Source organism: Peribacillus sp. SRI_006 (assembly GCF_057586375.1).
Genome location: NZ_JBYCZT010000019.1, coordinates 78,586 through 100,580 on the forward strand (window position 1 = coordinate 78,586; position 21,995 = coordinate 100,580).

General features: G+C 38.7%; 20 protein-coding genes and 2 pseudogenes. 15 read left to right on the plus strand and 7 right to left on the minus strand.

Features of this window, described 5'->3' with window-relative positions:
• Nucleotides 1-51 precede the first annotated feature (51 nt).
• Nucleotides 52-759: a GntR family transcriptional regulator gene (locus AC2YHV_RS23695; RefSeq protein WP_034312712.1), complete on the plus strand. Its 708-nt coding sequence runs from the start codon at nt 52-54 to the stop codon at nt 757-759.
• A 201-nt stretch (nt 760-960) separates the two neighbouring features.
• On the opposite strand, the gene AC2YHV_RS23700 is transcribed toward AC2YHV_RS23695, so the two are convergent.
• Nucleotides 961-1,449 carry a divergent PAP2 family protein gene (locus tag AC2YHV_RS23700; protein WP_034312708.1) on the minus strand — a complete coding sequence of 163 codons (489 nt, stop codon included), beginning with the start codon at nt 1,447-1,449 and terminating at the stop codon, nt 961-963.
• 300 nt (nt 1,450-1,749) lie between these two features.
• Between AC2YHV_RS23700 and AC2YHV_RS23705 the strand changes: the two genes are divergently transcribed.
• Nucleotides 1,750-2,103: a hypothetical protein gene (locus AC2YHV_RS23705; protein WP_095679613.1), complete on the plus strand. Its 354-nt coding sequence runs from the start codon at nt 1,750-1,752 to the stop codon at nt 2,101-2,103.
• 29 nt (nt 2,104-2,132) lie between these two features.
• Nucleotides 2,133-3,401: an erythromycin esterase family protein gene (locus tag AC2YHV_RS23710; protein WP_487374322.1), complete on the plus strand. Its 1,269-nt coding sequence runs from the start codon at nt 2,133-2,135 to the stop codon at nt 3,399-3,401.
• Nucleotides 3,402-3,684: 283 nt separating this feature from the next.
• Here AC2YHV_RS23710 and AC2YHV_RS23715 read toward each other — a convergent pair whose 3' ends face one another.
• Nucleotides 3,685-4,125 (minus strand): GNAT family N-acetyltransferase, encoded by a 441-nt coding sequence (locus AC2YHV_RS23715; RefSeq protein WP_328136052.1) that lies wholly within the window; start codon nt 4,123-4,125, stop codon nt 3,685-3,687.
• A gap of 122 nt (nt 4,126-4,247) precedes the next feature.
• Here AC2YHV_RS23715 and AC2YHV_RS23720 point away from each other — a divergent pair, with 122 nt between their 5' ends.
• Nucleotides 4,248-4,700 carry a MarR family winged helix-turn-helix transcriptional regulator gene (locus tag AC2YHV_RS23720; RefSeq protein WP_487374323.1) on the plus strand — a complete coding sequence of 151 codons (453 nt, stop codon included), beginning with the start codon at nt 4,248-4,250 and terminating at the stop codon, nt 4,698-4,700.
• 52 nt (nt 4,701-4,752) lie between these two features.
• On the opposite strand, the gene AC2YHV_RS23725 is transcribed toward AC2YHV_RS23720, so the two are convergent.
• Genes AC2YHV_RS23725 through AC2YHV_RS23735 form a run of 3 tightly spaced genes read right to left on the minus strand, consistent with a single transcriptional unit; the run spans nt 4,753 to nt 8,809 of the window.
• Nucleotides 4,753-6,612 (minus strand): ABC transporter ATP-binding protein, encoded by a 1,860-nt coding sequence (locus tag AC2YHV_RS23725; protein ID WP_098185435.1) that lies wholly within the window; start codon nt 6,610-6,612, stop codon nt 4,753-4,755.
• Nucleotides 6,609-8,333, minus strand: a complete 1,725-nt coding sequence (locus tag AC2YHV_RS23730) for an ABC transporter ATP-binding protein (protein ID WP_487374324.1) — start codon at nt 8,331-8,333, stop codon at nt 6,609-6,611. Before AC2YHV_RS23730 ends, AC2YHV_RS23725 begins: the two co-directional genes overlap by 4 nt.
• A complete protein-coding gene (locus AC2YHV_RS23735) occupies nt 8,330-8,809 on the minus strand; it encodes a MarR family winged helix-turn-helix transcriptional regulator (RefSeq protein ID WP_487374325.1) in 480 nt (159 codons plus the stop codon). The genes AC2YHV_RS23730 and AC2YHV_RS23735 overlap by 4 nt, the downstream gene beginning before the upstream one ends.
• A 542-nt stretch (nt 8,810-9,351) precedes the next feature.
• Here AC2YHV_RS23735 and AC2YHV_RS23740 point away from each other — a divergent pair.
• The 3 genes from AC2YHV_RS23740 to AC2YHV_RS23750 all read left to right on the plus strand — a co-directional run bounded on the left by AC2YHV_RS23740 (nt 9,352) and on the right by AC2YHV_RS23750 (nt 12,112).
• The gene (locus tag AC2YHV_RS23740) at nt 9,352-10,347 is read left to right on the plus strand and encodes a thiamine pyrophosphate-dependent dehydrogenase E1 component subunit alpha (protein WP_328110568.1); all 996 of its coding nucleotides are present in this window, start codon (nt 9,352-9,354) and stop codon (nt 10,345-10,347) included.
• Nucleotides 10,348-10,359: 12 nt separating this feature from the next.
• A complete protein-coding gene (locus tag AC2YHV_RS23745) occupies nt 10,360-11,343 on the plus strand; it encodes an alpha-ketoacid dehydrogenase subunit beta (protein ID WP_095679607.1) in 984 nt (327 codons plus the stop codon).
• Between the two features lie 508 nt (nt 11,344-11,851).
• Nucleotides 11,852-12,112: a hypothetical protein gene (locus tag AC2YHV_RS23750; RefSeq protein WP_057275989.1), complete on the plus strand. Its 261-nt coding sequence runs from the start codon at nt 11,852-11,854 to the stop codon at nt 12,110-12,112.
• A 110-nt stretch (nt 12,113-12,222) separates the two neighbouring features.
• Here AC2YHV_RS23750 and AC2YHV_RS23755 read toward each other — a convergent pair whose 3' ends face one another.
• Entirely contained in the window at nt 12,223-12,573 is a 351-nt protein-coding gene (locus tag AC2YHV_RS23755; RefSeq protein ID WP_063576534.1) for a c-type cytochrome, read from the minus strand.
• 552 nt (nt 12,574-13,125) lie between these two features.
• On the opposite strand from AC2YHV_RS23755, the gene AC2YHV_RS23760 reads away from it, so the two are divergent.
• The 8 genes and pseudogenes from AC2YHV_RS23760 (at nt 13,126) to AC2YHV_RS23795 (ending at nt 20,912) form a co-directional block, all read left to right on the plus strand.
• On the plus strand, nt 13,126-13,344 hold the full coding sequence (locus AC2YHV_RS23760; RefSeq protein ID WP_034312681.1) for a twin-arginine translocase TatA/TatE family subunit: 219 nt from the start codon (nt 13,126-13,128) through the stop codon (nt 13,342-13,344).
• A gap of 13 nt (nt 13,345-13,357) precedes the next feature.
• Nucleotides 13,358-13,951: pseudogene (tatC, locus tag AC2YHV_RS23765) on the plus strand (twin-arginine translocase subunit TatC).
• A gap of 69 nt (nt 13,952-14,020) precedes the next feature.
• Nucleotides 14,021-14,785 (plus strand): gluconate 2-dehydrogenase subunit 3 family protein, encoded by a 765-nt coding sequence (locus tag AC2YHV_RS23770; protein WP_413011091.1) that lies wholly within the window; start codon nt 14,021-14,023, stop codon nt 14,783-14,785.
• Between the two features lie 18 nt (nt 14,786-14,803).
• Nucleotides 14,804-16,519 carry a GMC family oxidoreductase gene (locus AC2YHV_RS23775; RefSeq protein WP_487374326.1) on the plus strand — a complete coding sequence of 572 codons (1,716 nt, stop codon included), beginning with the start codon at nt 14,804-14,806 and terminating at the stop codon, nt 16,517-16,519.
• A 180-nt stretch (nt 16,520-16,699) separates the two neighbouring features.
• The gene (locus tag AC2YHV_RS23780) at nt 16,700-16,960 is read left to right on the plus strand and encodes a hypothetical protein (RefSeq protein ID WP_034312674.1); all 261 of its coding nucleotides are present in this window, start codon (nt 16,700-16,702) and stop codon (nt 16,958-16,960) included.
• A gap of 129 nt (nt 16,961-17,089) precedes the next feature.
• The gene (locus AC2YHV_RS23785) at nt 17,090-18,490 is read left to right on the plus strand and encodes an MFS transporter (RefSeq protein WP_057275984.1); all 1,401 of its coding nucleotides are present in this window, start codon (nt 17,090-17,092) and stop codon (nt 18,488-18,490) included.
• A 745-nt stretch (nt 18,491-19,235) separates the two neighbouring features.
• Nucleotides 19,236-20,213 (plus strand): ring-cleaving dioxygenase, encoded by a 978-nt coding sequence (locus AC2YHV_RS23790; RefSeq protein ID WP_487374327.1) that lies wholly within the window; start codon nt 19,236-19,238, stop codon nt 20,211-20,213.
• A gap of 99 nt (nt 20,214-20,312) precedes the next feature.
• Nucleotides 20,313-20,912, plus strand: coding sequence for a nitroreductase family protein (locus AC2YHV_RS23795; protein WP_106026561.1), 600 nt, complete (start codon nt 20,313-20,315; stop codon nt 20,910-20,912).
• Between the two features lie 174 nt (nt 20,913-21,086).
• Here the strand turns inward: AC2YHV_RS23795 and AC2YHV_RS23800 are convergent.
• A pseudogene (locus AC2YHV_RS23800) lies at nt 21,087-21,995 on the minus strand (transposase); the annotation flags it as partial.

Genomic DNA, 21,995 nt, shown 5'->3' on the forward strand with positions numbered 1-21,995 from the left:
TAAGAACTGATACGAACATTACGATGTCTTTTTCTGTTTGGAGGAAATTTTATGGAGCTAGACTTTAAAAATCCAATCCCTTTACATGCTCAATTGAAAACCATATTGGAAAATCAGATTTTGGAAGGTTATTATAAAGACAAAATCCCGAGTGAAAGGGAACTGATGGATATGTATTCTGTCAGCAGGAGCACTGTACGGGAAGCCGTTTCCATCCTGGTTCGTGAGGGAATATTGGAAAAGAGACATGGGAAGGGAACGTTCGTCTCCCTTAAACCTGTGCAAGAATGGCTTAAGATGATAAGTTTTACGGAAACCACTAAAAGCATGGGGATTAAACTACTAGATCATGGCCGTGTAATGACACCTGAAAATATAGCTGATGCAAATGGGTTTGAGGATGAATCTTACCATATTAAAAGGCTGCGGTTACAGGGGGATGTCCCAATAGCCATTGAATTGCATTATTATTCTTTGGACCTAGGAAAAAAATTGACGAAATTCGATTTAAGTACAACCGTATTGTATGATGCACTCGAAGGTGAATTAAACATTGACTTTTGTGAAGCGGAACAAATCATAACCTGCGGCTTTCCAACAAAAGAAGATGCAGAACATTTGGGTATAGCCGAAACGATGTGCTTACTGATTACAGAACGAATGATTTTTGATTCTGATGGTAACTTAGTAGAATATTATAAAGGGTTATTCCGATCGGATATGTATTCATTCGCAATGAAAATGTCCCGGAAGAATTGAATTCCACATAAAGTGACCTAAGCCTTTCTAAGAAGAAGAGAGGCTTAGGTCATTTAGAAATCTACCGGGATCCAATAATACGATTTTTATTGGAGAGTATGCCGATGTTAATAACATAGGCATGTTTTAAAATAACCTATTGTTATATTCAAATTATTTACTTACCTCAAGAGCTAAAGTGTCAAGGCTTGCCCAACGTTTTCAGCCGTTCGGTTTTGAGGGCTTGCCATCCTCCAATTTAGCCGAAATAAGCCCAAGGGCAACTCCCAGCAACGCACCTGCTCCCACTTCCACAGGCTGATGTCCGAGCAGTTCATTCAGTTCCTTCTCACGCTCAACATACTCAAAGCTCGGAAACTCTCCGGAAAATTTGGCCATATTATCTTCAAGATCATTCACGAGCTTAGCGATTTCGCCTGTATGGCGGCGAATCCCCTGAGCATCATACATCACAATCACGCCAAACACTGTCGCAAGCGATGTTTCCGTATGCAGCCATCCTTTATTCGCTGCCACATACGCTGCCAGGGCGGCCACTCCCGCAGAGTGCGAACTGGGCATGCCACCCGTTGTGAAAGCCTGCTTCGAGTCCCACTTTCCCGTTAGCTTATAATGCGTTAAAATTTTCAGCCCTTGCGCAATGCCAATCGCCGACAGCGCCGTTAAAATTCCCCGATTCATCTTTTCCATGAGCAACTCCTCCACTCCAGACCAGTCCAACCCAATCCGGGAATTTATCTTCCCTCTTTTGATACCCCAAAAATATTTTTTATATGCAGCAGTTCCATGATGAATGAATCATGATATCACTTTTTGCTGTGTCCGAGTTCAGCTGAAGCATCATATCCGAAGTGGGTTCAGGCTAATTTTCTTCGGAAAAGGTCACTATTTCATAATAATATTTATAGGATGGGAAGCTTAAGGAAAATATATAACGGAAGATAATTAACATGGCTTTAAGGTGGCAATGGAATGAACAAGATCAAGGATATGAATCCGAAAGAGTTAAAAAAGATCATGACGGTAACCGAGAGAATGTCTTTCACAAAAAACTTCAGGTCCGCTACTGCAGAAGAATGGTTCGTATTCATACCAGGCTTCAATGATCCTGGTACAGGGGGAGCTGCTGGAAAGGCTATCGTTCACTACAACCTATATGGAAACAAAGATATGTTCATTAACACAACGGTCATACTGGATGACCCTGTTCTATTTGAGGAAGAAAATTTTCAGCTGGTTTACTCTATTTGTGATGAACTTATAAATCGTCTAGTGGGATACGCTGATACTTTACTGTCCGTACACGCAGGTTCCAATTCTTATAATGCCGAGTACAAACGATAATGTCCGTAAGATAACAAGGAGGAAAAACGGTGAAACATAATCTTGTTCAGTCAATAGTCGAACAATCAGTCATGCTTACAAGTGAAGCAGATTGGGATAAGCTCATTCAACAAGTTAAAAATGCAAAATTTGTTTTGCTGGGTGAGGCATCACATGGGACATCCGAATTTTACACGGCACGAGTTGAAATAACAAAAAAGCTGATTCAAGAAAAAAGGTTCACCTTTGTAGCTGTTGAAGGCGATTGGCCCGCATGCCAGGCAATAAATAGGTATGTTAAAGGCTATGACCTAGTGACTCAATCCGCAAAGGATGTGCTAAAAAGTTTTGACCGCTGGCCGACTTGGATGTGGGCAAACGAGGAAATGATCGACCTGATTGAATGGATGAAAGAATACAATGAGTCTGGACAAAATCAAACGAAAGTTGGATTTTATGGGATAGATGTCTACAGTCTTTGGGAATCCATGGATGAAGTTATCCGTTACTTAAAACAAATTGATTCAACTGACCTTGAAGCTGCCAGACAGGCGTTCACTTGTTTTGAGCCATTCAATCGGAATAACGAGGAGTACGCAGTTTCTGCAGGTATTTTTTCGGAAGACTGTATAGAGGAAGTAGCCAAATTACTGACGACTATTCAACGAAAAAAAGAAAAATACCCCCATCACGAAGAATTGAATTTGAATCTTCAAGTGAATGCATTGGTAGCATACAATGCCGAAAATTATTACAGGACCATGGTCGTCCATGATGATAAATCATGGAATATTCGAGATATGCATATGGTTGATGCACTTAATGAAATTATGGATTTTTACGGCTCTGAAGGCAAGGCGATTGTATGGGAACATAATACCCATGTTGGTGACGCCAGCGCTACTGATATGAAGGATTCCGGGATGATTAATGTCGGCCAGGTCATTCGAGAGCAAAACCCGACTGAAGATGTATTTATCACAGGTTTCGGAACCTACAGAGGAACTGTTATAGCAGCAGAGGAGTGGGGCGTGGATTTCGAAATTAAAACAGTACCCCCGGCAATGAAGGGAAGTTGGGAGGAGGCGATGCACCTTTCGGGAGCTTATGATAAGTTGCTAATTTTCACTGATGAAAATCGTCAGCTATTCCAAGGGAGGATTGGACATCGGGCGATTGGGGTTGTATACAGACCGGAATATGAACAATATGGTAACTATGTACCTTCTGTAATGTCAGATAGATATGATGCTTTTATTTATATTGATGAAACCCAGGCCCTTCACCCGCTCGTTCAAGAAAAAGCACCCGTTCTGTAATAAAAAGACGAAGCCGTTTATGTTATAAACAGCTTCGTCTTTTTGTTCGTGAATATCTCTCATAAAATGCAAAATATACTGACCAAAGACTGTGATGGTCGCGTGAGTTTTGGGATTAAATGTAAATCCGAAACTTGTAAACCAAACTTTCTTTTATTTAGAAGAGTCGGAAAGGTGTCCCTTATACGGAGTATAATTCACAATACGAGGTTAATAGATGAATCATTCTGTTCTTCGCCCTTTTAAATCAAAGGTTATTTTTTGTTTTACCCACATTTAACACTTATTCGTTAACCAGTTCCTTTATCATTAATAGATGTGGACCGCCATCTTCCATAAAGACATCGGATGAAGTCCGATAGCCGAGTTTTTTATAAAAGCCCTCTGCCTGTGTTTGCCCATGTAATTTAACCTGAGTAATACCTTGTTCCTTTGCAATTTCTTCCAATGTTTTAAGTATTATTTTACCGAGACCAAATTTACGGTAAGGCTCCAAGATGCAAATTCTCTCCAATTTACCTAACCCATCAACAACTCTCAATCTTCCAGTTCCGACTGGCTTTTCATTATAATAGACTAATATGTGTTCAGATAAAGCATTAAGTGTATCAAATTCATCAAATTCAAATTCTAATAGGAAACCTTGTTCCTCGACAAATACTTCTTTTCTGATATGAAAGGCTATTTTTAAATCATTTTCAGTAGTTATTCTTTTTGAATCCAATGTTCTTCATCCCTTTTCTAGATTTATATAAAAAGACAAGTCATAATAAATGTATATCCTATTTTAGTATAAATGAAATTATTTTTGTTGTAAATACAACAAAAAAGTCAGGGGCTTTTTGAATGAAGGAAATACTCCGTGAAATTGGAATGATAGCAAGGGCATTGGACTCTATAAGTAATATCGAATTTAAAGAATTTGACCTTACAAAAGGGCAGTATTTGTATCTTGTTCGAATATGTGAAAACCCAGGTATCATTCAGGAAAAGTTAGCAGAAATGATAAAGGTTGACCGAACTACAGCAGCTCGTGCCATTAAAAAACTTGAAATACAAGGGTTAATCGAGAAGAAAAATGATAAGGAAAACAAAAAGATTAAAAAGCTATATGCAACCGATAAAGGTGAAAAGGTATATCCTTTTTTGAAAAAAGAAGGGGAGTATACTGACAAGGTTGCGTTATCTGGATTTTCTTTGGACGAAACGGAAACGATGCTACATCTTCTTCAAAGAGTCAGAAAAAATATTGAGGTAGATTGGGAATTTGTGAAAAAGGGAAATAAAAGGGGGTATTGATACATTATAAGAAAGAGGCTCGATTCCGTTTCGGAATCGAGCCTCTTTCTAATTATCCAGCTACATTTTCAGTGAACTGACTATTGTATAGCTCTGCGTAGAAACCATTCTCCCTTAAAAGGTCTGAATGCGTTCCTTTCTCTATCACTTTTCCTTGTTCCATAACAAGAATCAAATCTGCATCCTTAATCGTTGAGAGACGATGGGCAATGACAAAGCTGGTTCGTCCTTCCATCAGTCGGTTCATGGCCTTTTGGATAAAGACTTCTGTCCGAGTGTCCACACTAGACGTCGCTTCATCCAATATCATGATTGGCGGATCTGCTAGAACAGCCCGGGCGATTGTCAAAAGCTGCTTTTGGCCTTGTGAGATGTTCGAAGCTTCTTCGTTTAAGATTGTCTCATAACCATCTGGCAGTGTCCGAATGAAATGGTCGGCATGTGCCGTCCGAGCAGCTGCAAAAATTTCTTCATCAGTTGCCCCATTTTTACCATAAGCGATATTTTCTTTAATTGTACCATTAAAGAGCCAGGTATCTTGAAGTACCATACCAAAATTCTTTCGAAGATCATTACGTGACATATTCCGTGTATCAAGACCATCAATCGTAATCTTTCCGCCATTGAGTTCATAAAATCTCATCAAGAGATTTATCATGGTCGTTTTTCCAGCACCAGTCGGTCCAACTATTGCGACCGTCTGTCCAGGCAAGACATCGATGTTCATATCTTCAATTAACATTTCTTCCCCATATCCAAAGTCCACATGTTCAAAAGAGACAGCACCATTTGCCCTTTTTATATTAACTGTGGTTTGTTCTTTCATTTCCTCTTCTTCATCAAGTAGTTCAAAAACACGCTCAGCGGCTGCAACCGTCGACTGAATAATGTTAGCGATGTTAGCCGTTTGTGTGATTGGCTGGGTGAACTGCTTTGAATATGTGATGAATGCTTGAATGTCACCAATTGAAATCGAACGTTGCGTTACCAATATTCCGCCGACAACGCTGATGAGGACATAGCTCAAATTTCCGATAAAGAACATTACGGGCATGATGATACCCGATATAAACTGGGCTTTGCTTCCCGCTTTATACAATTCTTCATTAACTTCAGTAAACTGGGCACTCGCCTTTTTTTCATATCCGAATGCTTTAACGACTTGATGGCCGGTATATATTTCTTCAATGTGACCATTTAATTGTCCGAGTTTACGCTGTTGATCGGCAAAATGTTTTTGGGATCTTTTTAAAATAGGGCGGATTGCAAATATTGACAAAGGTAAGCTGATTATCGAGATTAATGTCAATAATGGGCTTATCGAAAGCATCATGATGATAATCCCCACAATCGTTACGATTGATGTGATGAATTGCGTTAAGCTTTGCTGTAAGGTGCTCCCGATTGTATCAATATCATTTGTCATTCGGCTAAGTGTTTCACCGTTTGGACGTCCTTCAAAATATTTGAGTGGAAGTTTCTCGAGCTTTTTGTTCACATCTTCTCGAAGGTCATATACCGTGTCTTGTGCAACACTTGACATAATGTATTGTTGTACATAGCTGAAAAGGCTGCTTAAAGCATAAAGTCCGGCAAGGAGTAGAAGAATCTGGCCAATTTTATCAAAGTTAATAGCTGCTCCTGGTATTCCCTGGAATTTCCCGTAAGCTCCTTCGAATAATTCTGTAATTGCATTTCCCATGATCTTCGGTCCTACAATCATAAAAATCGTACTCATGATTGCAGCTAAGAACACGGAAATCAATCTGTTGCGCCTCGGTTTTAAATAGGTCAATAGACGTTTTAATGTTCCTTTAAAATCTTTTGCTTTTTGACCCATCATCATCATATTACCGCCACCAGGGCCATGCCCGACCTGACCGCCGCCTTGAGGTTTTTTTTGATTACTCATGCGATTTCCTCCTCTGTGAGCTGTGATAAGGCAATTTCACGGTAAATGTCGTTTGTGCTAAGCAACTCTTGGTGTGTTCCAATGCCTACAATGTGGCCTTCGTCTAAGACAATGATTCGGTCAGCGTCAACGACGGTACTGACACGCTGTGCAACGAGTATTACCGTCGAATTTTTCGTTTCATCTTTCAGGGCTGCGCGAAGGTTGGCATCCGTCTTGTAGTCCAGTGCAGAAAAACTATCATCGAATATATAAATATCCGGTTTTCGAATAAGTGCCCTTGCAATCGAAAGCCGTTGTTTTTGCCCTCCTGATAGGTTTGAACCGCCTTGATCGACTTCTGCCTCATAGCCGCCTTTCATATTGCTGATAAAATCCTCCGCTTGTGCGATCCGAGCCGCATGATCAACTTCATCTTGTGTGGCTGTTTGTTTTCCAAAGCGAATGTTTTCAGAGATAGTACCTGTAAAGAGGGAGACCTTTTGTGGTACAAAGCCAATTTTTGAACGGATTTCATCTTGTGATGACTTACGAATATCAACACCATTGACGCGAATCGTTCCGCTTGAAATATCATAGAAGCGAGGGATCAAATTGACAAGAGTCGTTTTCCCGGAACCTGTTCCACCGATTATTGCGGTGATTTCACCAGGATTTGCAGAAAAACTAATATCCGATAATGCAGGTTCTTCTGCTCCTGGGTAACTGAACGTAACATGTTCAAATTCAAGGGTACCGTGTACACGATCTGCCTTTTCTGTCCCCTCATCCAGGAATGAAGGTTTCATGTCAAGGACTTCGTTTATCCTTGTTGCCGACACGGCAGCTCGTGGAACCATAACGAACATCATGGAAGCCATAACGAGAGCGAACATAATTTGCATAACATATTGGATAAATGCCATTAAGTCCCCGATCTGCATACCGCCGTTATCAATACGGACTCCACCAAACCAAATGATACCAACAACCGTCAAGTTCATGACAAGCATCATTACAGGCATCATGAAGGCCATGATTTTATTGACTTTGATTGAGACATCCGTTAATTCTTTATTCGCTTTCTTTAGACGTTCTTTCTCTTGTGTTTCACGATTGAAGGCACGAATGACGCGAATACCAGTTAAATTTTCTCGTAATACAAGGTTCAACCGGTCTAATCGTTTTTGCACCGTTTGAAAGAGCGGCACACCTTTATATAGAATAAGCAAGATTGACCCAATCAAAAAAGGCATTGTGACAACAATGACAAGTGATAATTTTGCATCCATGGATACAGCCATGATTACTCCGCCGATTAACATGATAGGTGCACTGATAACCATACGAAGCATCATGATAACCACTTGCTGGACTTGTGTTATATCATTGGTCGTACGTGTAATCAATGACGCCGTACCGACTTCATCAAATTCTTGTAACGAAAATTTTTCAACGTGATTAAAGACCTTCAGGCGGAGGTCGCGTCCCATTCCCATTGCCGCTTTGGACGAATAGTAACTTGCGATTATGGATGCACAAGCGCCAAGTGCGGAAACCAACAGCATAAAACCGCCGATTTTCCAAATATAAGAAGTGTCTCCTCGAACAACGCCTTTGTCAATAATATCAGCCATTAATGTAGGCAAAAAGAGATCCGACATGGACTGAATAAAAACCAGACCGATAACTGCTAAAATAATCCACTTATAAACGGATAAATTTTTCAGTATTTTTATCATTTTGTACCCTCTCCCTGTTCGGTTGCTTGTGTTTCTAAAAAGTTTGTAATTTGAAGATGGGTTTTTAGCAACTCTTCAAATTGTTCTTCGGAAAGCATTTCAATGGCCGTTTGGAAGACTTGGTGAATGCTTCCTTCGTGAAAATGAATCGTTTTTAATAAATTTTCGCCCTTATCGGTGATTGACAATGAAATCTCACGCCGGTTGCCCTCCACATGCTCACGATGGAGCAAACCTCCGCGAACCAGACCATCGACCGCTTGGCTCAAGGTGCTTTTTGGAAGAAATGTTTTCTCCCCGACATTTTTTTGGGAGGTCTCTTTGTAAAGGGTAATGGTCATCAAAATGGAATATTGAGGAACTGTTAATCCATTTTCTGCGGCTGTCTTTTGAACGAACCGCATGATATTTTTCTGTACGTTCCAAAATGAACGCAATAGTTGTACGGAACGCATTAATTGTTTTTCATTCTCCACTCAACATCACCATTCTTTCTGTATTGAACTGTTCCATTTCGAACATTTAATTTTATGAATCATTTTAATTTACAGCTATTCTTCCGCTTAGTCAACAAATAAATAACTTCAACACCCCGGCTTTTATCTAGTCTTGGTGCTTATATGGAAATGAGTTAAAGTCAGGTCAGGCCAAAACTGTTAAACCCATTGTATTTTGTGTTAAAAAAAGGTTTTCTCGTGAAAACAACGATACAAAGTGAAATTAACTTGAAAATGTGAGATGAAAAGTGGTAGGATAATATTGCATTGAGTTAGTACCAGGTAATAATAGTAGATGATAACGCATTTGAGGGTGTTAAATGGCAAGCATGCATACATAAAAGAGCTTTCCCTTCCTTAGATACATAACAGGATATAAGTTTGCGAGACAAACAAACAGCTAATAAGAAAGATTGGTAATTTGTGATATAAAGACCCATATTTATATTGGGTGACAGCGTGAGGAGAACATTCTGGTTTTAACAGAAAACCGTTTAAATTATTAGGAGGGATGATGACATATGGTTGAAAAACGCCATCTACAGGCAGGTCTGAGTGATGAGCAGGTGCTTGAGATGTATAGAATTATGTTGTTGGCAAGAAGAGTGGATGAACGGATGTGGCTGTTGAACAGATCTGGAAAAATTCCATTCGTCGTTTCTTGTCAAGGGCAAGAAGCAGCTCAAGTGGGTGCAGCATTTGCGTTGAATCGTGAAAATGATTATGTCCTTCCTTATTATAGGGATCTAGGAGTGGTGCTCGCGTTTGGGATGACCGCCAGGGATTTAATGTTATCCAGTTTTGCCAAGGCAGAAGATCCAAATTCAGGCGGACGTCAAATGCCTGGGCATTTTGGGCAAAAAAAGAATCGAATCGTGACGGGATCTTCGCCAGTTACGACTCAAGTGCCACATGCAGTGGGGATTGCACTCGCTGCAAAAATGGAAGGAAAAGATATTGTTTCATTCGTTACATTCGGTGAGGGTTCATCAAACCAAGGTGATTTTCATGAAGGTGCGAATTTCGCAGGTGTACATAAACTTCCGGTCATCTTGATGTGCGAAAATAATCAGTATGCCATTTCCGTCCCTATTGAAAAGCAATTGGCTTGCGGGAAAGTGTCCGACCGGGCCATTGGTTACGGCATGCCAGGGGTGACGGTTGATGGAAATGATCCGATCGAAGTATACCGGGTGGTGAAAGAAGCTGCTGAGAGAGGAAGGCGTGGTGAGGGCCCAAGCTTAATCGAAACGGTTTCATACAGGCTTACACCACATTCAAGCGATGATGATGATAGTCAATACAGGTCGCCTGATGAAGTATCGGAGGCAAAAAAAATAGATTCAATCATTACTTTTGGTGCCTATTTAAAAGCAGTGGGCATCATGGATGATCAAATGGAGAAACAATTGAACGAGGAAATAATGGAAGTTGTGAACGAAGCGACGGATTATGCGGAAAATGCTCCATTTGCAAATGAAGACACGCTCTCAAAATACGTTTACGCAGAAAGGTAAGGAGGAAAGAAGATGGCAGTGATATCTTATATAGATGCCGTGATAATGGCGATGCGGGAAGAAATGGAACGTGATTCCCGTGTATTTGTATTAGGTGAGGACGTAGGGGTAAAGGGCGGCGTGTTTAAAGCGACTTCAGGGTTATACGAACAATTCGGTGAACAGCGTGTCATTGATACACCGCTTGCTGAATCCGCAATCGCAGGAGTCGGCATCGGCGCGGCCATGTATGGAATGAGGCCGATTGCGGAAATGCAATTCGCTGATTTCATCATGCCAGCCATCAATCAAATCATTTCGGAAGCTGCAAAAATCCGTTATCGCTCCAATAATGACTGGCATTGTCCTATCGTCATCAGAGCTCCATACGGCGGAGGTGTACATGGGGCGTTATACCATTCACAATCCGTTGAAGCCATTTTTGCGAATCAACCGGGACTTAAAATTGTCATGCCCTCTACACCCTATGACGTGAAAGGATTATTGAAAGCTGCCATTCGCGATGATGACCCGGTCCTTTTCTTTGAACATAAAAGAGCCTATCGCCTAATTAAAGAAGAAGTGCCGGATGATGATTATGTTTTACCGATTGGTAAAGCGGATGTAAAACGTGAAGGCGAGGACGTTACAGTGATCACTTATGGCCTTTGTGTTCATTTTGCGCTTCAGGCAGCTGAAAGGCTGGCCAGTGATGGCATATCCGTTCATATACTTGATTTACGTACCGTTTATCCATTAGATCAAGAAGCCATAATGGAAGCTGCATCTAAAACAGGAAAAGTCCTATTGATTACTGAAGATAATAAGGAAGGAAGCATCATTAGTGAAGTATCGGCAATCATTGCAGAAAACTGCCTCTTCGATCTTGATGCCCCAATCATGAGACTCGCTGGCCCGGATGTTCCTGCCATGCCATATTCACCATCATTAGAGAAATCATTCATGGTGAATCCTGAAAAAGTGGAAAAGGCGCTGCGGGACCTGGTTGCCTATTAAATGGTCTGCATGAAGGAACGAACTCTTCGTATCCGTTTAAATTGTTGTGTATATTTGGATTGATCTTAAAAATGAACTTAAGTCTAGCAACTATAAAATAGGTTGCCAGGCTTTTTTTTGCGCTGAATAAATCATCTATAGTTAAAAAATAATCCGTTTGATTACGCTAGAGGGAGCATATAAAACCAGTGATTTTTTTGGGGATTTTCACTACATGAATATATACTACTGAAAAGAATTCTGGGCAATTATCCAATAATAAACTATTGGTCTGGTGTTTGAAAGTACATATTCTGGAATTGCAATTGTCAATGGTCACGCAAAATTCAGTATATTAGCAATAAATATTGTGTATTTTTGAATGTTCAACGCAGTACAGTGATTGGTGAACATTGAAACTAGCAAGGGACTTTTAACTTTTGAAATCTACGGGCGCAGGTAATTTCGTATAAAAAATTCATCATGAAGTATTATATGAAGATAATATCCATTTCGAAGGAGGAAAAAATTGAGCGATCATATTAGAAGCGAATTATCATTATTTACCGAGTACCTTGTATCATTATTATTCACAGCTTGCCTTGCGGTTTTTCTCACAAAGTTCACTGATTCATTTCCATGGCTTTCCTTTATTGGTGTTTCAATTGGTCTTGCCCTCATGATTTCCTGTTGGGAACAAAAGAAAAACCAATGGTCTCTTTTTATTACAGGCTTATTATTGAACACAGCTGTTTGGTCCATTGTTTTGAATTGGTCCTCATTTTTTTAAATATATTTATTCCTGAAAATTACAAAACAGCCTGATCCATATTGATTGGATTTGGCTGTTTTAATTTACGTTTAATTAAGGCCATCGATATAGTTGAAAAATTGCCTCTTTCACTTTTTCTGTGATAACCACTCTGCCACGATTGCAGCTTCTTCATTTGAAATAACGCCTGCTGGCATTCCATTTTTACCATTTTTAATAATATCCTCTATATCATTTTGTGTATATTTCGCACCAATTTTATTTAAAGCTGGACCAGCTCCTCCTTGTAAATTTTCCCCGTGACAAGATATACAACTATTACTCACAATTTCTTCAGGATTACCAGCTGAAGTATCCTGTGTTCCCCCATTTGAATTTGGGGAGGGTGAGGGTTGATGGCCTCTGTAAAAAAACAGTAAAAATATTAAACATCCAGCAAGAACGATACTGGCTCCAGAAGTAAACCAAATTTTTTTCATAAATACCTCCGTATTTAATGTAGCGTGGAGTGAAAATCTTTTTGATAAAAGAACAAAGAACGTTTCTAATTTATCTTCTGCATAATAATAGAATCCGTGGAAAATACATAAACCTCTAAGGTCTTATTTTACTCTTCCAAAGTATTTAAGCATTATTATTAATTTATATCTTTCCCCAAAGTTTATTTTTGCATGAATACATTTTTAATAAAAGGTAAGATTCTTTTACTCTAACCTCGGGTACCAAAAATTCCTTTATAACATTTCCAACTTTCTGCAAGGTTATTTAATAAAAGTTTATACATATAGTCGAATTACTGAAAAACTTATATGAACAATTTAGAAAGATGAGGAATTTGAATATTGAACTGTAAACAAAACAGGCATGTCTAAATGTAAGCTAGGTATAAAATTGAGCTGTTTTGTGAATATATGTAAAAGGAATAAAAAAGGCACTTAAACATCCTTTAGTGTGAATAATAACGTTTACTGTAAAGGTTACAAACGGTTTTTAGTAAATGCAACTGATGTTTTTTATGGAGGATTGACGTGATGTTTCAGAATATTGGGATTCCAGGCTTGGTCGTAATTCTTATCATTGCGCTTGTAATTTTCGGTCCGAAAAAACTACCTGAAATTGGTCGAGCATTTGGACGGACATTAACGGAATTCAAGGGTGCAACAAATGGATTAATTTCTGATGAAGATAAACAGGAAGAGAAAAAACATGAGTTATCGACTGCTGAAAAGAAGATGCTGGATAAACAGTAGAGTCCATAGTGGTATGCAGGTGGGCATTTTTCATAAAACTGGAGGTGGCCACCTTGGAAAACAAAGATATCTCATTGAACATCTTGATGAAACTCGGCAACGAATGATTTCGTTGGTGCGATAGTTTTTGTTGAAGACATAAATAGTTGGATAATTAAAGATCTTTGGAGGGATTTAGCTATCCTGGGACCAAGTGATATTTTATGGGCGTATACGATTATTTCGTGTGTTTTTGCCATTGCGGCTACGATTCCTGTAGTTGCCTATCAGACTTGGGGATTTATAGCATCTGCCCTGACAAAAGAAGAACGCAAAGTGACTCAAAACGTTTATCCCAGAATTATTCATTTTGTTTATTTTCGGAACCACTTTTGGATACTTTCTGTTATTTTCCATTGAGCTGGAATTTTTAACAAATATGTCAGCAGTGATTAGGAATTCTCAATCCAGTAAGGTTGGCAAAAGCGTGGAGATTATCCTATTTTTTCTGGTAGTCGTATCAATTATGATTACTCCTCCGGATTTCATATTGGATATACTCGTCATTATTCCTTTACTGGTTCTTTACGAATTAAGTGTCACCATATCCAAGATTGCTTATAAGTAAAAGGTAGTAAGCGATGCATCAATGTGATAAGAAAATTCACACCTTGATTATGAAATAGGAGGTTTTTTTTTGTCGGACAAAGAGAAAAGTCAAATCGAAAAACAAGGTAGTACGAGACGTACCTTTTTAAAGAATTCCGGTTTAGCTGTTGGAGGGCTTATTTTAGGTGGAGCAGTTGGAAGCATGTTTGATAGAAATTCGAAAAGTGGTGTGAAAACAGAACAGAAGAGTCAAACTCAGGCTAATAATCCGAATGAAGCCCTGATGTTTTTTTATCCAGAAGAATATCAGACGACAGCGGCAGCTGCAGAACGTATTTTCCCAAAGGACGATCTTGGACCAGGTGCTATGGAATTAAATGCGGCGATTTATATTGACCATCAACTCAACAGTGGGTGGGGCGTAAATGAAAAGGATTATAAACTTGGACCCTATTATAAGCCAGAGCCAACACAAGGTGAACAGAATAAACTTTACCGAAAAGATTTGTTCCGGCTAGGCTTAAAAGAATTGAATACGTATAGCAACAAAAACTATAAAAAGAAATTTACAGAATTAGAGGCTAATGAACAGGATGAAGTTTTAGCTGCGTTCGAGAAAGGTAAAGCAAGTTCGCTTTCTGGTGCATCTTCATCGGCATTTTTCCAACTGTTAAGAACTTTGACCATTGAAGGTGTTTATGCAGACCCATTGTACGGAGGAAATAAGGAAATGCTAGGCTGGCAGATGCGAAAGTATCCTGGTTCTCGAATGAGTTATACAAAAGAAATCCAAAGTAAAGAATTTTTAAAGCTAGATCCAAATAGCCTTCAAAGTCATATGAAACATTCGTGATAGAAAGGGATGAAAAACATGGCAAAAAAACTACCTAAGGTACCCGTCGTTGTTGTCGGGATGGGGTGGGCTGGAGGTATTATTGCCTCGGAATTAACAAAAGCAGGAATAAAAGTCGTTGGACTAGAGCGCGGGAAAGAACGGGATATGAGTGACTATTTAATGGTGCATGACGAACTGCGTTTCCAACATCGTGAAGAGTTAATGCAAGATTTATCAAAAGAAACTATTACTCATCGTAATAACCAAAAAATGAGAGCCCTCCCTATGCGTAATTATGGAACTTTTATCGTAGGTGAAGGTCTTGGAGGAGCTGGTAGTCACTGGAATGGACAGACCTACCGTTTTCTACCCTATGATTTTGAAATTAAATCACTAACTGAAAAAAGGTATGGTAAAAATAAAATTAAATCAGACTATTCGATTCAAGACTGGGGCATTACATATGACCAAATCGAACCATATTATGATACTTTTGAAAAAATGGCAGGAATATCTGGTGAAACTGTTAAGTTATATGGAAAACGCTCCAATCCTTATCCAACAGGACCGATGATAAAATCACCTGTATTAGCGGAATTCGAACAAGCAGCGAAGAAGCTTGGCTACAAACCATATATGATCCCATCTGCAAATCTATCAGAGAATTACGAAAACCCTGATGGTATTTCACGTTCAGCCTGTCAATATTGTGCATTTTGTGAAAACTTCGGTTGTGAGTATGGTGCAAAAGCAGATCCAGTTGTTACGGTCATTCCTGTTGCCAAAAAAACTGGTAACCTTGACCTGCGGACATACTCAAACGTCACCCGTATTTTAAATGATGGTACGAAAGCGACAGGTGTTATTTATGTAGACACCTTCACGGGTGAAGAATTCGAACAACCGGCAGAAGTAGTGGTCTTAGCGAGTTATGTATTTAATAATGTTAGACTTTTACTTAATTCAAATCTTGGAGTACCCTATGATCCAAAAACCAGAAATGGTGTAATTGGTAAAAACTATTGTTACCAAGTGAGTTCAGGATATTCAAGCCTTTATTATAATGACCGTGAGTTCAATATATATGGAGGTGCAGGTGCATTAGGCATTGAGATTGCAGAATTTACAGGTGATAATTTTGACCATTCGGATGTAAACTTCCTTCACGGAGCAGGAATTCGTACAACCCAGTATGGGAATAGACCTATAGCTAATAATAACTCACCAATCGGAACACCTTCATGGGGTGCGGAATTTAAAAAGCAATCAATCAAATATGCCAATAGCATCCTGCAAGTCAAATCACAGGGTGCAAGTATGCCACACATACAAAACTACCTTGATCTGGATCCTACTTATAAAGATGTATACGGTATGCCTTTATTACGGATGACATATGATTATACTACCCAAGACCGTGAGTTAGTAAAATACATGGCGAAAGTAACAAGATCGATTGCTAAAAAAATGGGTCCTGATCATATTGATACGGTTGCTGAACAAGCAGATTTTAACGTAAACACAGATACGAATACGCATAACACAGGCGGCGTCATCATGGGGGCTGATCCAAAAAATTCAGCAGTTAACACTTACCTGCAAATGTGGGACGCTGAAAATGTATTTGTTGCGGGTTCTTCAGCATTTCCTCATAACAGTTCGTTCAACCCAACTGGTACTTTAGGTGCCTTTTCATATAGAGCAGCAGAAGGGATTGTAAAGTACCTTAAAAAAGGTGGTTCCCTCGTATAAGACAGCTTTTCCTTTGATCTAAAAATAACATGACCTGTTCCCACAATAATTGGGGGCAGTTTTTTAATTTTAGGATGCTAAAAAAAACAAACATGCATGGGCTCCATTTAAGACTAAGGGTATCGTTTAAGGTACATATTAAACTTAATACCAAAAACTTAAGATAAGGGGGTTTATAAAATGAAAGGCAAATGGAAAATCACTATTTTATCCGCATTACTTTCGGTAAGTTTTTTGTCAGCATGTAACGCTGGTAATACCGACTTTAATGATCAAGAGGAAGTAGATTATCGTCCTGTTCGAAATGACACGGACACGAATCCAAATAATAATGATGATGATAATCGATCATTCAAGCACGATGAAAACCCTGATCAAACAGATAAACAAATGGAAAAAGGCAATAACCTTGAATTTAATAAATCGAGAGGCGATTTATAGAACCTCTAATAAGAAGACAATATTTTATTTGGGATACCATTGGAAAAACGCCCAAAATCCGATTTTCCTCCCGTTTGACTTTACTTCTCATTCTTGCATAAATGTATTCCATGGAGTTGACATGATAAAATGAAATTTAACAAGAAAAAAATCAACGTTGTAGATATTCAAAAAGCGAAGAAAAGCGTGTTTGCTACAGGGGTAGGAAATGCTATGGAGTGGTTTGATTTTGGCTTATATTCCTATTTGGCTGTTATCATTAGTCAAAATTTTTTTAGTGCTGTTGAGAATGATGAGCTAAAATTAGTGTTCACCTTTGCAACGTTTGCGATTGCCTTTTTAATGCGCCCAGTAGGGGGTATCATATTTGGTAAAATCGGAGATAAATTAGGAAGAAAAGTCGTTTTAACAACCACGATTATTTTGATGGCTTTTTCAACATTACTAATCGGTTTATTACCTACATATGATCAAATCGGTATATGGGCACCTATACTCTTATTAATAGCTAGAATTATTCAGGGTTTTTCAACAGGTGGCGAATACGCTGGTGCAATGGTCTATATTGCAGAATCTTCTCCAGACAATAAACGCAATATGCTTGGAAGTGGATTAGAAATTGGTACGCTAATTGGTTATATATTAGCTTCATTACTTGCCAGTACACTCTTTATCACTCTTTCCGATCAACAGATGGCCTCATGGGGTTGGAGAATACCGTTCCTACTCGGCTTACCTTTAGGGCTTATTGGATTGTACTTAAGAAAAAGTTTAGAAGAATCACCGATTTTTGAAAATGAACTTTCTGATGATGAAGGCCAAGATGAAAGCTTTCTATCTATTTTTAAAAATCACAAAAAGGATATTATTGTATGTTTTGTAGCTGTTGCATTCTTTAATATTACAAGCTATATGCTATTATCATACATGCCTTCTTATTTAGATGAGATTATTGGATTATCCAGTACAGTAGGAACCCTATTAATTACGATACTAATGATTATTATGGTGCCACTTACTTTAATGTTTGGAAAACTCAGTGATAAAATTGGAAATAAGACTGTTTTCTTAATCGGTTTAGGCGGTTTAAGTCTATTGTCTGCCCTTGCTTTTTATTTAATAAACTTGAATGCTTTAGTATTTATTTCGTTAGGTGTTCTAATTCTAGGTGTTCTGCTTTCAATTTATGAAGGCACAATGCCTGGATCGTTACCAACCATGTTTTATACTGATATTCGATATCGAACATTATCGGTGACCTTTAATGTCTCGGTTTCAATATTTGGTGGAACTACCCCCTTAGTTTCCACATGGTTAGTTCACAAAACGGGGAATAACTTAGCACCTGGTTTCTATCTAACAGCCGTGAATATTATCGGGTTTTTAGTGATATTATTCTTGTTCAATAGTACTTCAGGAAAATCGCTAAAAGGATCTTACCCAACAGTTGCTTCAAAATCTGAATTTCAAGAAGCTGTTGAAAATCCAAAAGATTCCCTATGGTGGAAAACGGAACAAAGAGAAAAATAATAAAAGCACACATCCAATGGGGGACTACTCGAAATACAGGCACTCAAACATGAGCGTCTGTATTTTGGGTTTTGTGGTACTCACGAATAATAAAGTTGTTTAAAAATAGAAAGAAGAATTAAAGGAAGCGATAGAGTTATTTAAAGAAATGGGTTACGAATAAGTTCCCTTTTCTCTTAGGGAACTGCTGGACAATTACCCACTTTTCCACCTGGGGAACATTGATGCTAATAAGGTAGAAGAGGTAGCGGGATTTGTTCGCTTTGATCATTTAAAGGAAGAACAGATTTACGAGATGTATACTCGATAAACCCTTAATTTATGAAAAGATGTGAAAGGATATTATGAAAATTAGGGAATGATGCCATAAAACAACGGTTCAATACCTTAAGCTTATTGGTACGGAACTAGAAATAATAGATATACAAAATACTGTCTTTGTTTATAGCTATAGACAGTAACCCATATACAGAATGGTCTATATTTTAAGGAAAATTGACTGTGGGTTTTTTTGCCCTGTAATTATTTCGACATTGAGATATATTGAATTGAGACAATGTTGTTGACAGTGAATGGTATTCATGATAAATTATCTTTAAGTAAAGATATATTAATTCAAGATAATGAGAAATACCTAATCAAACCCCTATAATGAATAGCCACTCTTTTTGAAGGAAAAATATAGGGGATTAAGGAAAACGTTAAATATCCAAAAATTGAATCGTTTTAATGGGAGGAATAATGTATGAATGGTTTAAAAGGTATACACCACGTAACGGCCATAACAAGTAGTGCTGAAAAAAATTATGAATTTTTCACAAATATATTAGGCATGCGTTTAGTCAAGAAAACCGTTAACCAAGATGATATTCAAACCTATCACCTGTTTTTTGCCGACGATGTTGGCGGTGCGGGTACTGACATGACATTCTTCGATTTTCCTGGAATTCCAAAAGGGGTGCATGGGACTAATGAGATCTCTAAAACATCCTTCCGTGTACCGAATGATGCGGCATTGGAGTATTGGGTTAATCGCTTCGACCGTTTAGAAGTAAGTAATACAGGAATCCAAGAACAATTTGGTAAAAAAACCATTTCGTTTGTGGATTTTGATGATCAGCAATATCAATTGATCTCAGATGAAAATAATGAAGGGGTTGCAGCTGGAATTCCTTGGCAAAAAGGACCGATTCCTCTGGAACACGCTATTACAGGATTAGGACCAATTTTCATTCGTATCGCCAACTTTGATTACTTTAAAGAAATGATGGAAAAAGTCCTATTATTCAAAGAAATAGACAATGAAGGGTCATTTCACCTATTTGAAGTAGGGGAAGGCGGGAATGGTGCACAAGTGATCGTCGAGCATAATTCGACCCTTCCTCAGGCTCGGCAGGGTTTTGGGACTGTTCACCATACAGCCTTCCGTGTTGAAGACCGTTCCGTTCTGGAAGAATGGATCAAACGAATGGAAAGCTTCCAATTTCATACGTCCGGTTATGTCGATCGTCACTTTTTTGAGTCGCTTTACGTACGAGTGGCACCGCAAATTTTATTCGAGTTTGCCACGGATGGTCCTGGATTTATGGGGGATGAGCCGTATGAAACGCTTGGGGAAAAGTTATCCTTACCACCGTTCTTGGAACCGAAAAGGAATCAAATCGAAAAGTTGGTCCGTCCCATTGATACAGTAAGAAGCACCAAGGAATTCATTAAAGAATAATTGCGAATGATATATTGGTTTATGCCCATACTAAAATAGGTAGAAATAAAAAATGGAATAATCATTTGAAATAGAAAAAATGTTCTGGAGGAATGAATCATGACAAAAGATTTTTACACGGCCATTAAAGAAAGACGTTCATATTATGGAATCAATAAAGAAGTCCAAGTATCGGATGAGAAAATTAAAGAAATAGTTGAATTTGCGGTAAAACACACGCCATCGGCTTTTAATTCCCAATCGTCCCGCCTTGTTGTTTTAACAGGATCGGCACATGATAAATTATGGGATATTACGACACAGGCTTTAAGGAAAGCGGTTGGTGAGGGGGATTTCTCTGGCACTCAACAAAAAATGGATTCCTTCAAAGCTGGATATGGGTCAATATTATTCTTTGAAGATGAATCTGTAGTGAAATCACTTCAAGAACAATTTGCAACGTATGCCGATAACTTCCCAATCTGGTCACAACAAACATCAGGCATGCATCAATTAGTTGTTTGGACGGCACTTGAAGCAGAAGGATTGGGAGCAACTTTACAGCATTATAATCCTCTAATTGATGATGAAGTGAAAAAAGAATGGAATGTTCCAAGCGATTGGAAATTGATTGCGCAAATGCCATTTGGAAATCCAACAGCCCAACCGGGTGATAAAGAATTCAAACCACTTGAGGATCGTATCAAATTTTATAAATAAAGAGGACCGATAAGAGAAACTTTGTTGAGAGCCAATTCTAATTGGCTCTTCAGTTTGTAGACAAAAGGGTTCGGAATTAATAAATTCTGAACCCCTTTTGAAATTCCCTTTGAATTTTCGCCTAAAGTTAAGAGATTGCGGCTCTACGAGCCCACATGTTAGGCCAATTGGACCTCGCCATGTCCAATTGGCCATCTTCTTTAAATCAATGGCAGCGAAAGTAAGCATCGCCTGCATTGACAATTTTTTAAGTCCCCTTAAAGTAGTCCAACGCATACCATGCTTTTCTTTTGCATCTGCGAATACACGCTCAATCGTTTCTTTACGTTTTGCATATATAGGTTTTACATCTTGATGATGACGCAGATGATCTGCTTCTTCCACATTTGTTTGCCAGATATGCCGGGTCACCACTTTTTGACAGTCTTTGCTTTCTGTACACCGAGATAAAAATGAGCATGTTGTACAAATTTGTTTTGGCGATTTGTACTCGCGATAGCCCTCTTTATTTGTTGTTGAGTACTTTAAAGTTTCGCCCGAAGGGCAAAGGTAACAATCAAAATGTTCATCGTATACATTGTCCTGTTTGCGGAAAAACCCTTCTTTGGTGCGAGGACGTGTATAAGGTAAAGCCGGTATGATTTCTTTGTTAAATAGGTAGCTTATAATCGCTGGTGTTTTATAAGCTGCATCTGCGGCAACGGCTTCCGGTTTTCCAACTTTCTCAATCACTTGTTCAACTAGTGGCTCTAAGGTCTGGACTGTCATGTGTATTTCCAGGTGTTACGATCATTCCCAATACAAAACCGTTGCGGTCTGCGGCCGCTTGGAATGAATAGGCAAACTTTTTTGTTCGGAAATTTATCTGGTGGAAAAGACTTTTTTCCATGGTTTTCACGATCTTGATTGATTTGAAGACTTCCTTGATACGCTTGTGTTTCTTTACGAACGATTTTCTTTTCAAATTTCCGTTTATTCGCACTGGCTTTCACATGTGTGGAATCCACGAAAACGTGTTCAGCACTTATTAATTTTTTATTAGCAGCTGTTATTAAAATGCGATAGAAAATCTTCAAACAGGTC

What these genes read in the sequence shown, in the direction of transcription:
- AC2YHV_RS23720 (WP_487374323.1), top strand. Translation starts at nt 4,248, where the DNA reads ATGAAGGAAATACTCCGTGAAATTGGAATGATAGCAAGGGCATTGGAC.
- AC2YHV_RS23730 (WP_487374324.1), bottom strand. Translation starts at nt 8,333, where the DNA reads ATGATAAAAATACTGAAAAATTTATCCGTTTATAAGTGGATTATTTTA.
- AC2YHV_RS23780 (WP_034312674.1), top strand. Translation starts at nt 16,700, where the DNA reads ATGAAAGGCAAATGGAAAATCACTATTTTATCCGCATTACTTTCGGTA.
- AC2YHV_RS23795 (WP_106026561.1), top strand. Translation starts at nt 20,313, where the DNA reads ATGACAAAAGATTTTTACACGGCCATTAAAGAAAGACGTTCATATTAT.
- AC2YHV_RS23775 (WP_487374326.1), top strand. Translation starts at nt 14,804, where the DNA reads ATGGCAAAAAAACTACCTAAGGTACCCGTCGTTGTTGTCGGGATGGGG.
- AC2YHV_RS23740 (WP_328110568.1), top strand. Translation starts at nt 9,352, where the DNA reads ATGGTTGAAAAACGCCATCTACAGGCAGGTCTGAGTGATGAGCAGGTG.
- AC2YHV_RS23790 (WP_487374327.1), top strand. Translation starts at nt 19,236, where the DNA reads ATGAATGGTTTAAAAGGTATACACCACGTAACGGCCATAACAAGTAGT.
- AC2YHV_RS23785 (WP_057275984.1), top strand. Translation starts at nt 17,090, where the DNA reads ATGAAATTTAACAAGAAAAAAATCAACGTTGTAGATATTCAAAAAGCG.
- AC2YHV_RS23755 (WP_063576534.1), bottom strand. Translation starts at nt 12,573, where the DNA reads ATGAAAAAAATTTGGTTTACTTCTGGAGCCAGTATCGTTCTTGCTGGA.
- AC2YHV_RS23700 (WP_034312708.1), bottom strand. Translation starts at nt 1,449, where the DNA reads ATGGAAAAGATGAATCGGGGAATTTTAACGGCGCTGTCGGCGATTGGC.
- AC2YHV_RS23760 (WP_034312681.1), top strand. Translation starts at nt 13,126, where the DNA reads ATGTTTCAGAATATTGGGATTCCAGGCTTGGTCGTAATTCTTATCATT.
- AC2YHV_RS23745 (WP_095679607.1), top strand. Translation starts at nt 10,360, where the DNA reads ATGGCAGTGATATCTTATATAGATGCCGTGATAATGGCGATGCGGGAA.
- AC2YHV_RS23725 (WP_098185435.1), bottom strand. Translation starts at nt 6,612, where the DNA reads ATGAGTAATCAAAAAAAACCTCAAGGCGGCGGTCAGGTCGGGCATGGC.
- AC2YHV_RS23695 (WP_034312712.1), top strand. Translation starts at nt 52, where the DNA reads ATGGAGCTAGACTTTAAAAATCCAATCCCTTTACATGCTCAATTGAAA.
- AC2YHV_RS23705 (WP_095679613.1), top strand. Translation starts at nt 1,750, where the DNA reads ATGAATCCGAAAGAGTTAAAAAAGATCATGACGGTAACCGAGAGAATG.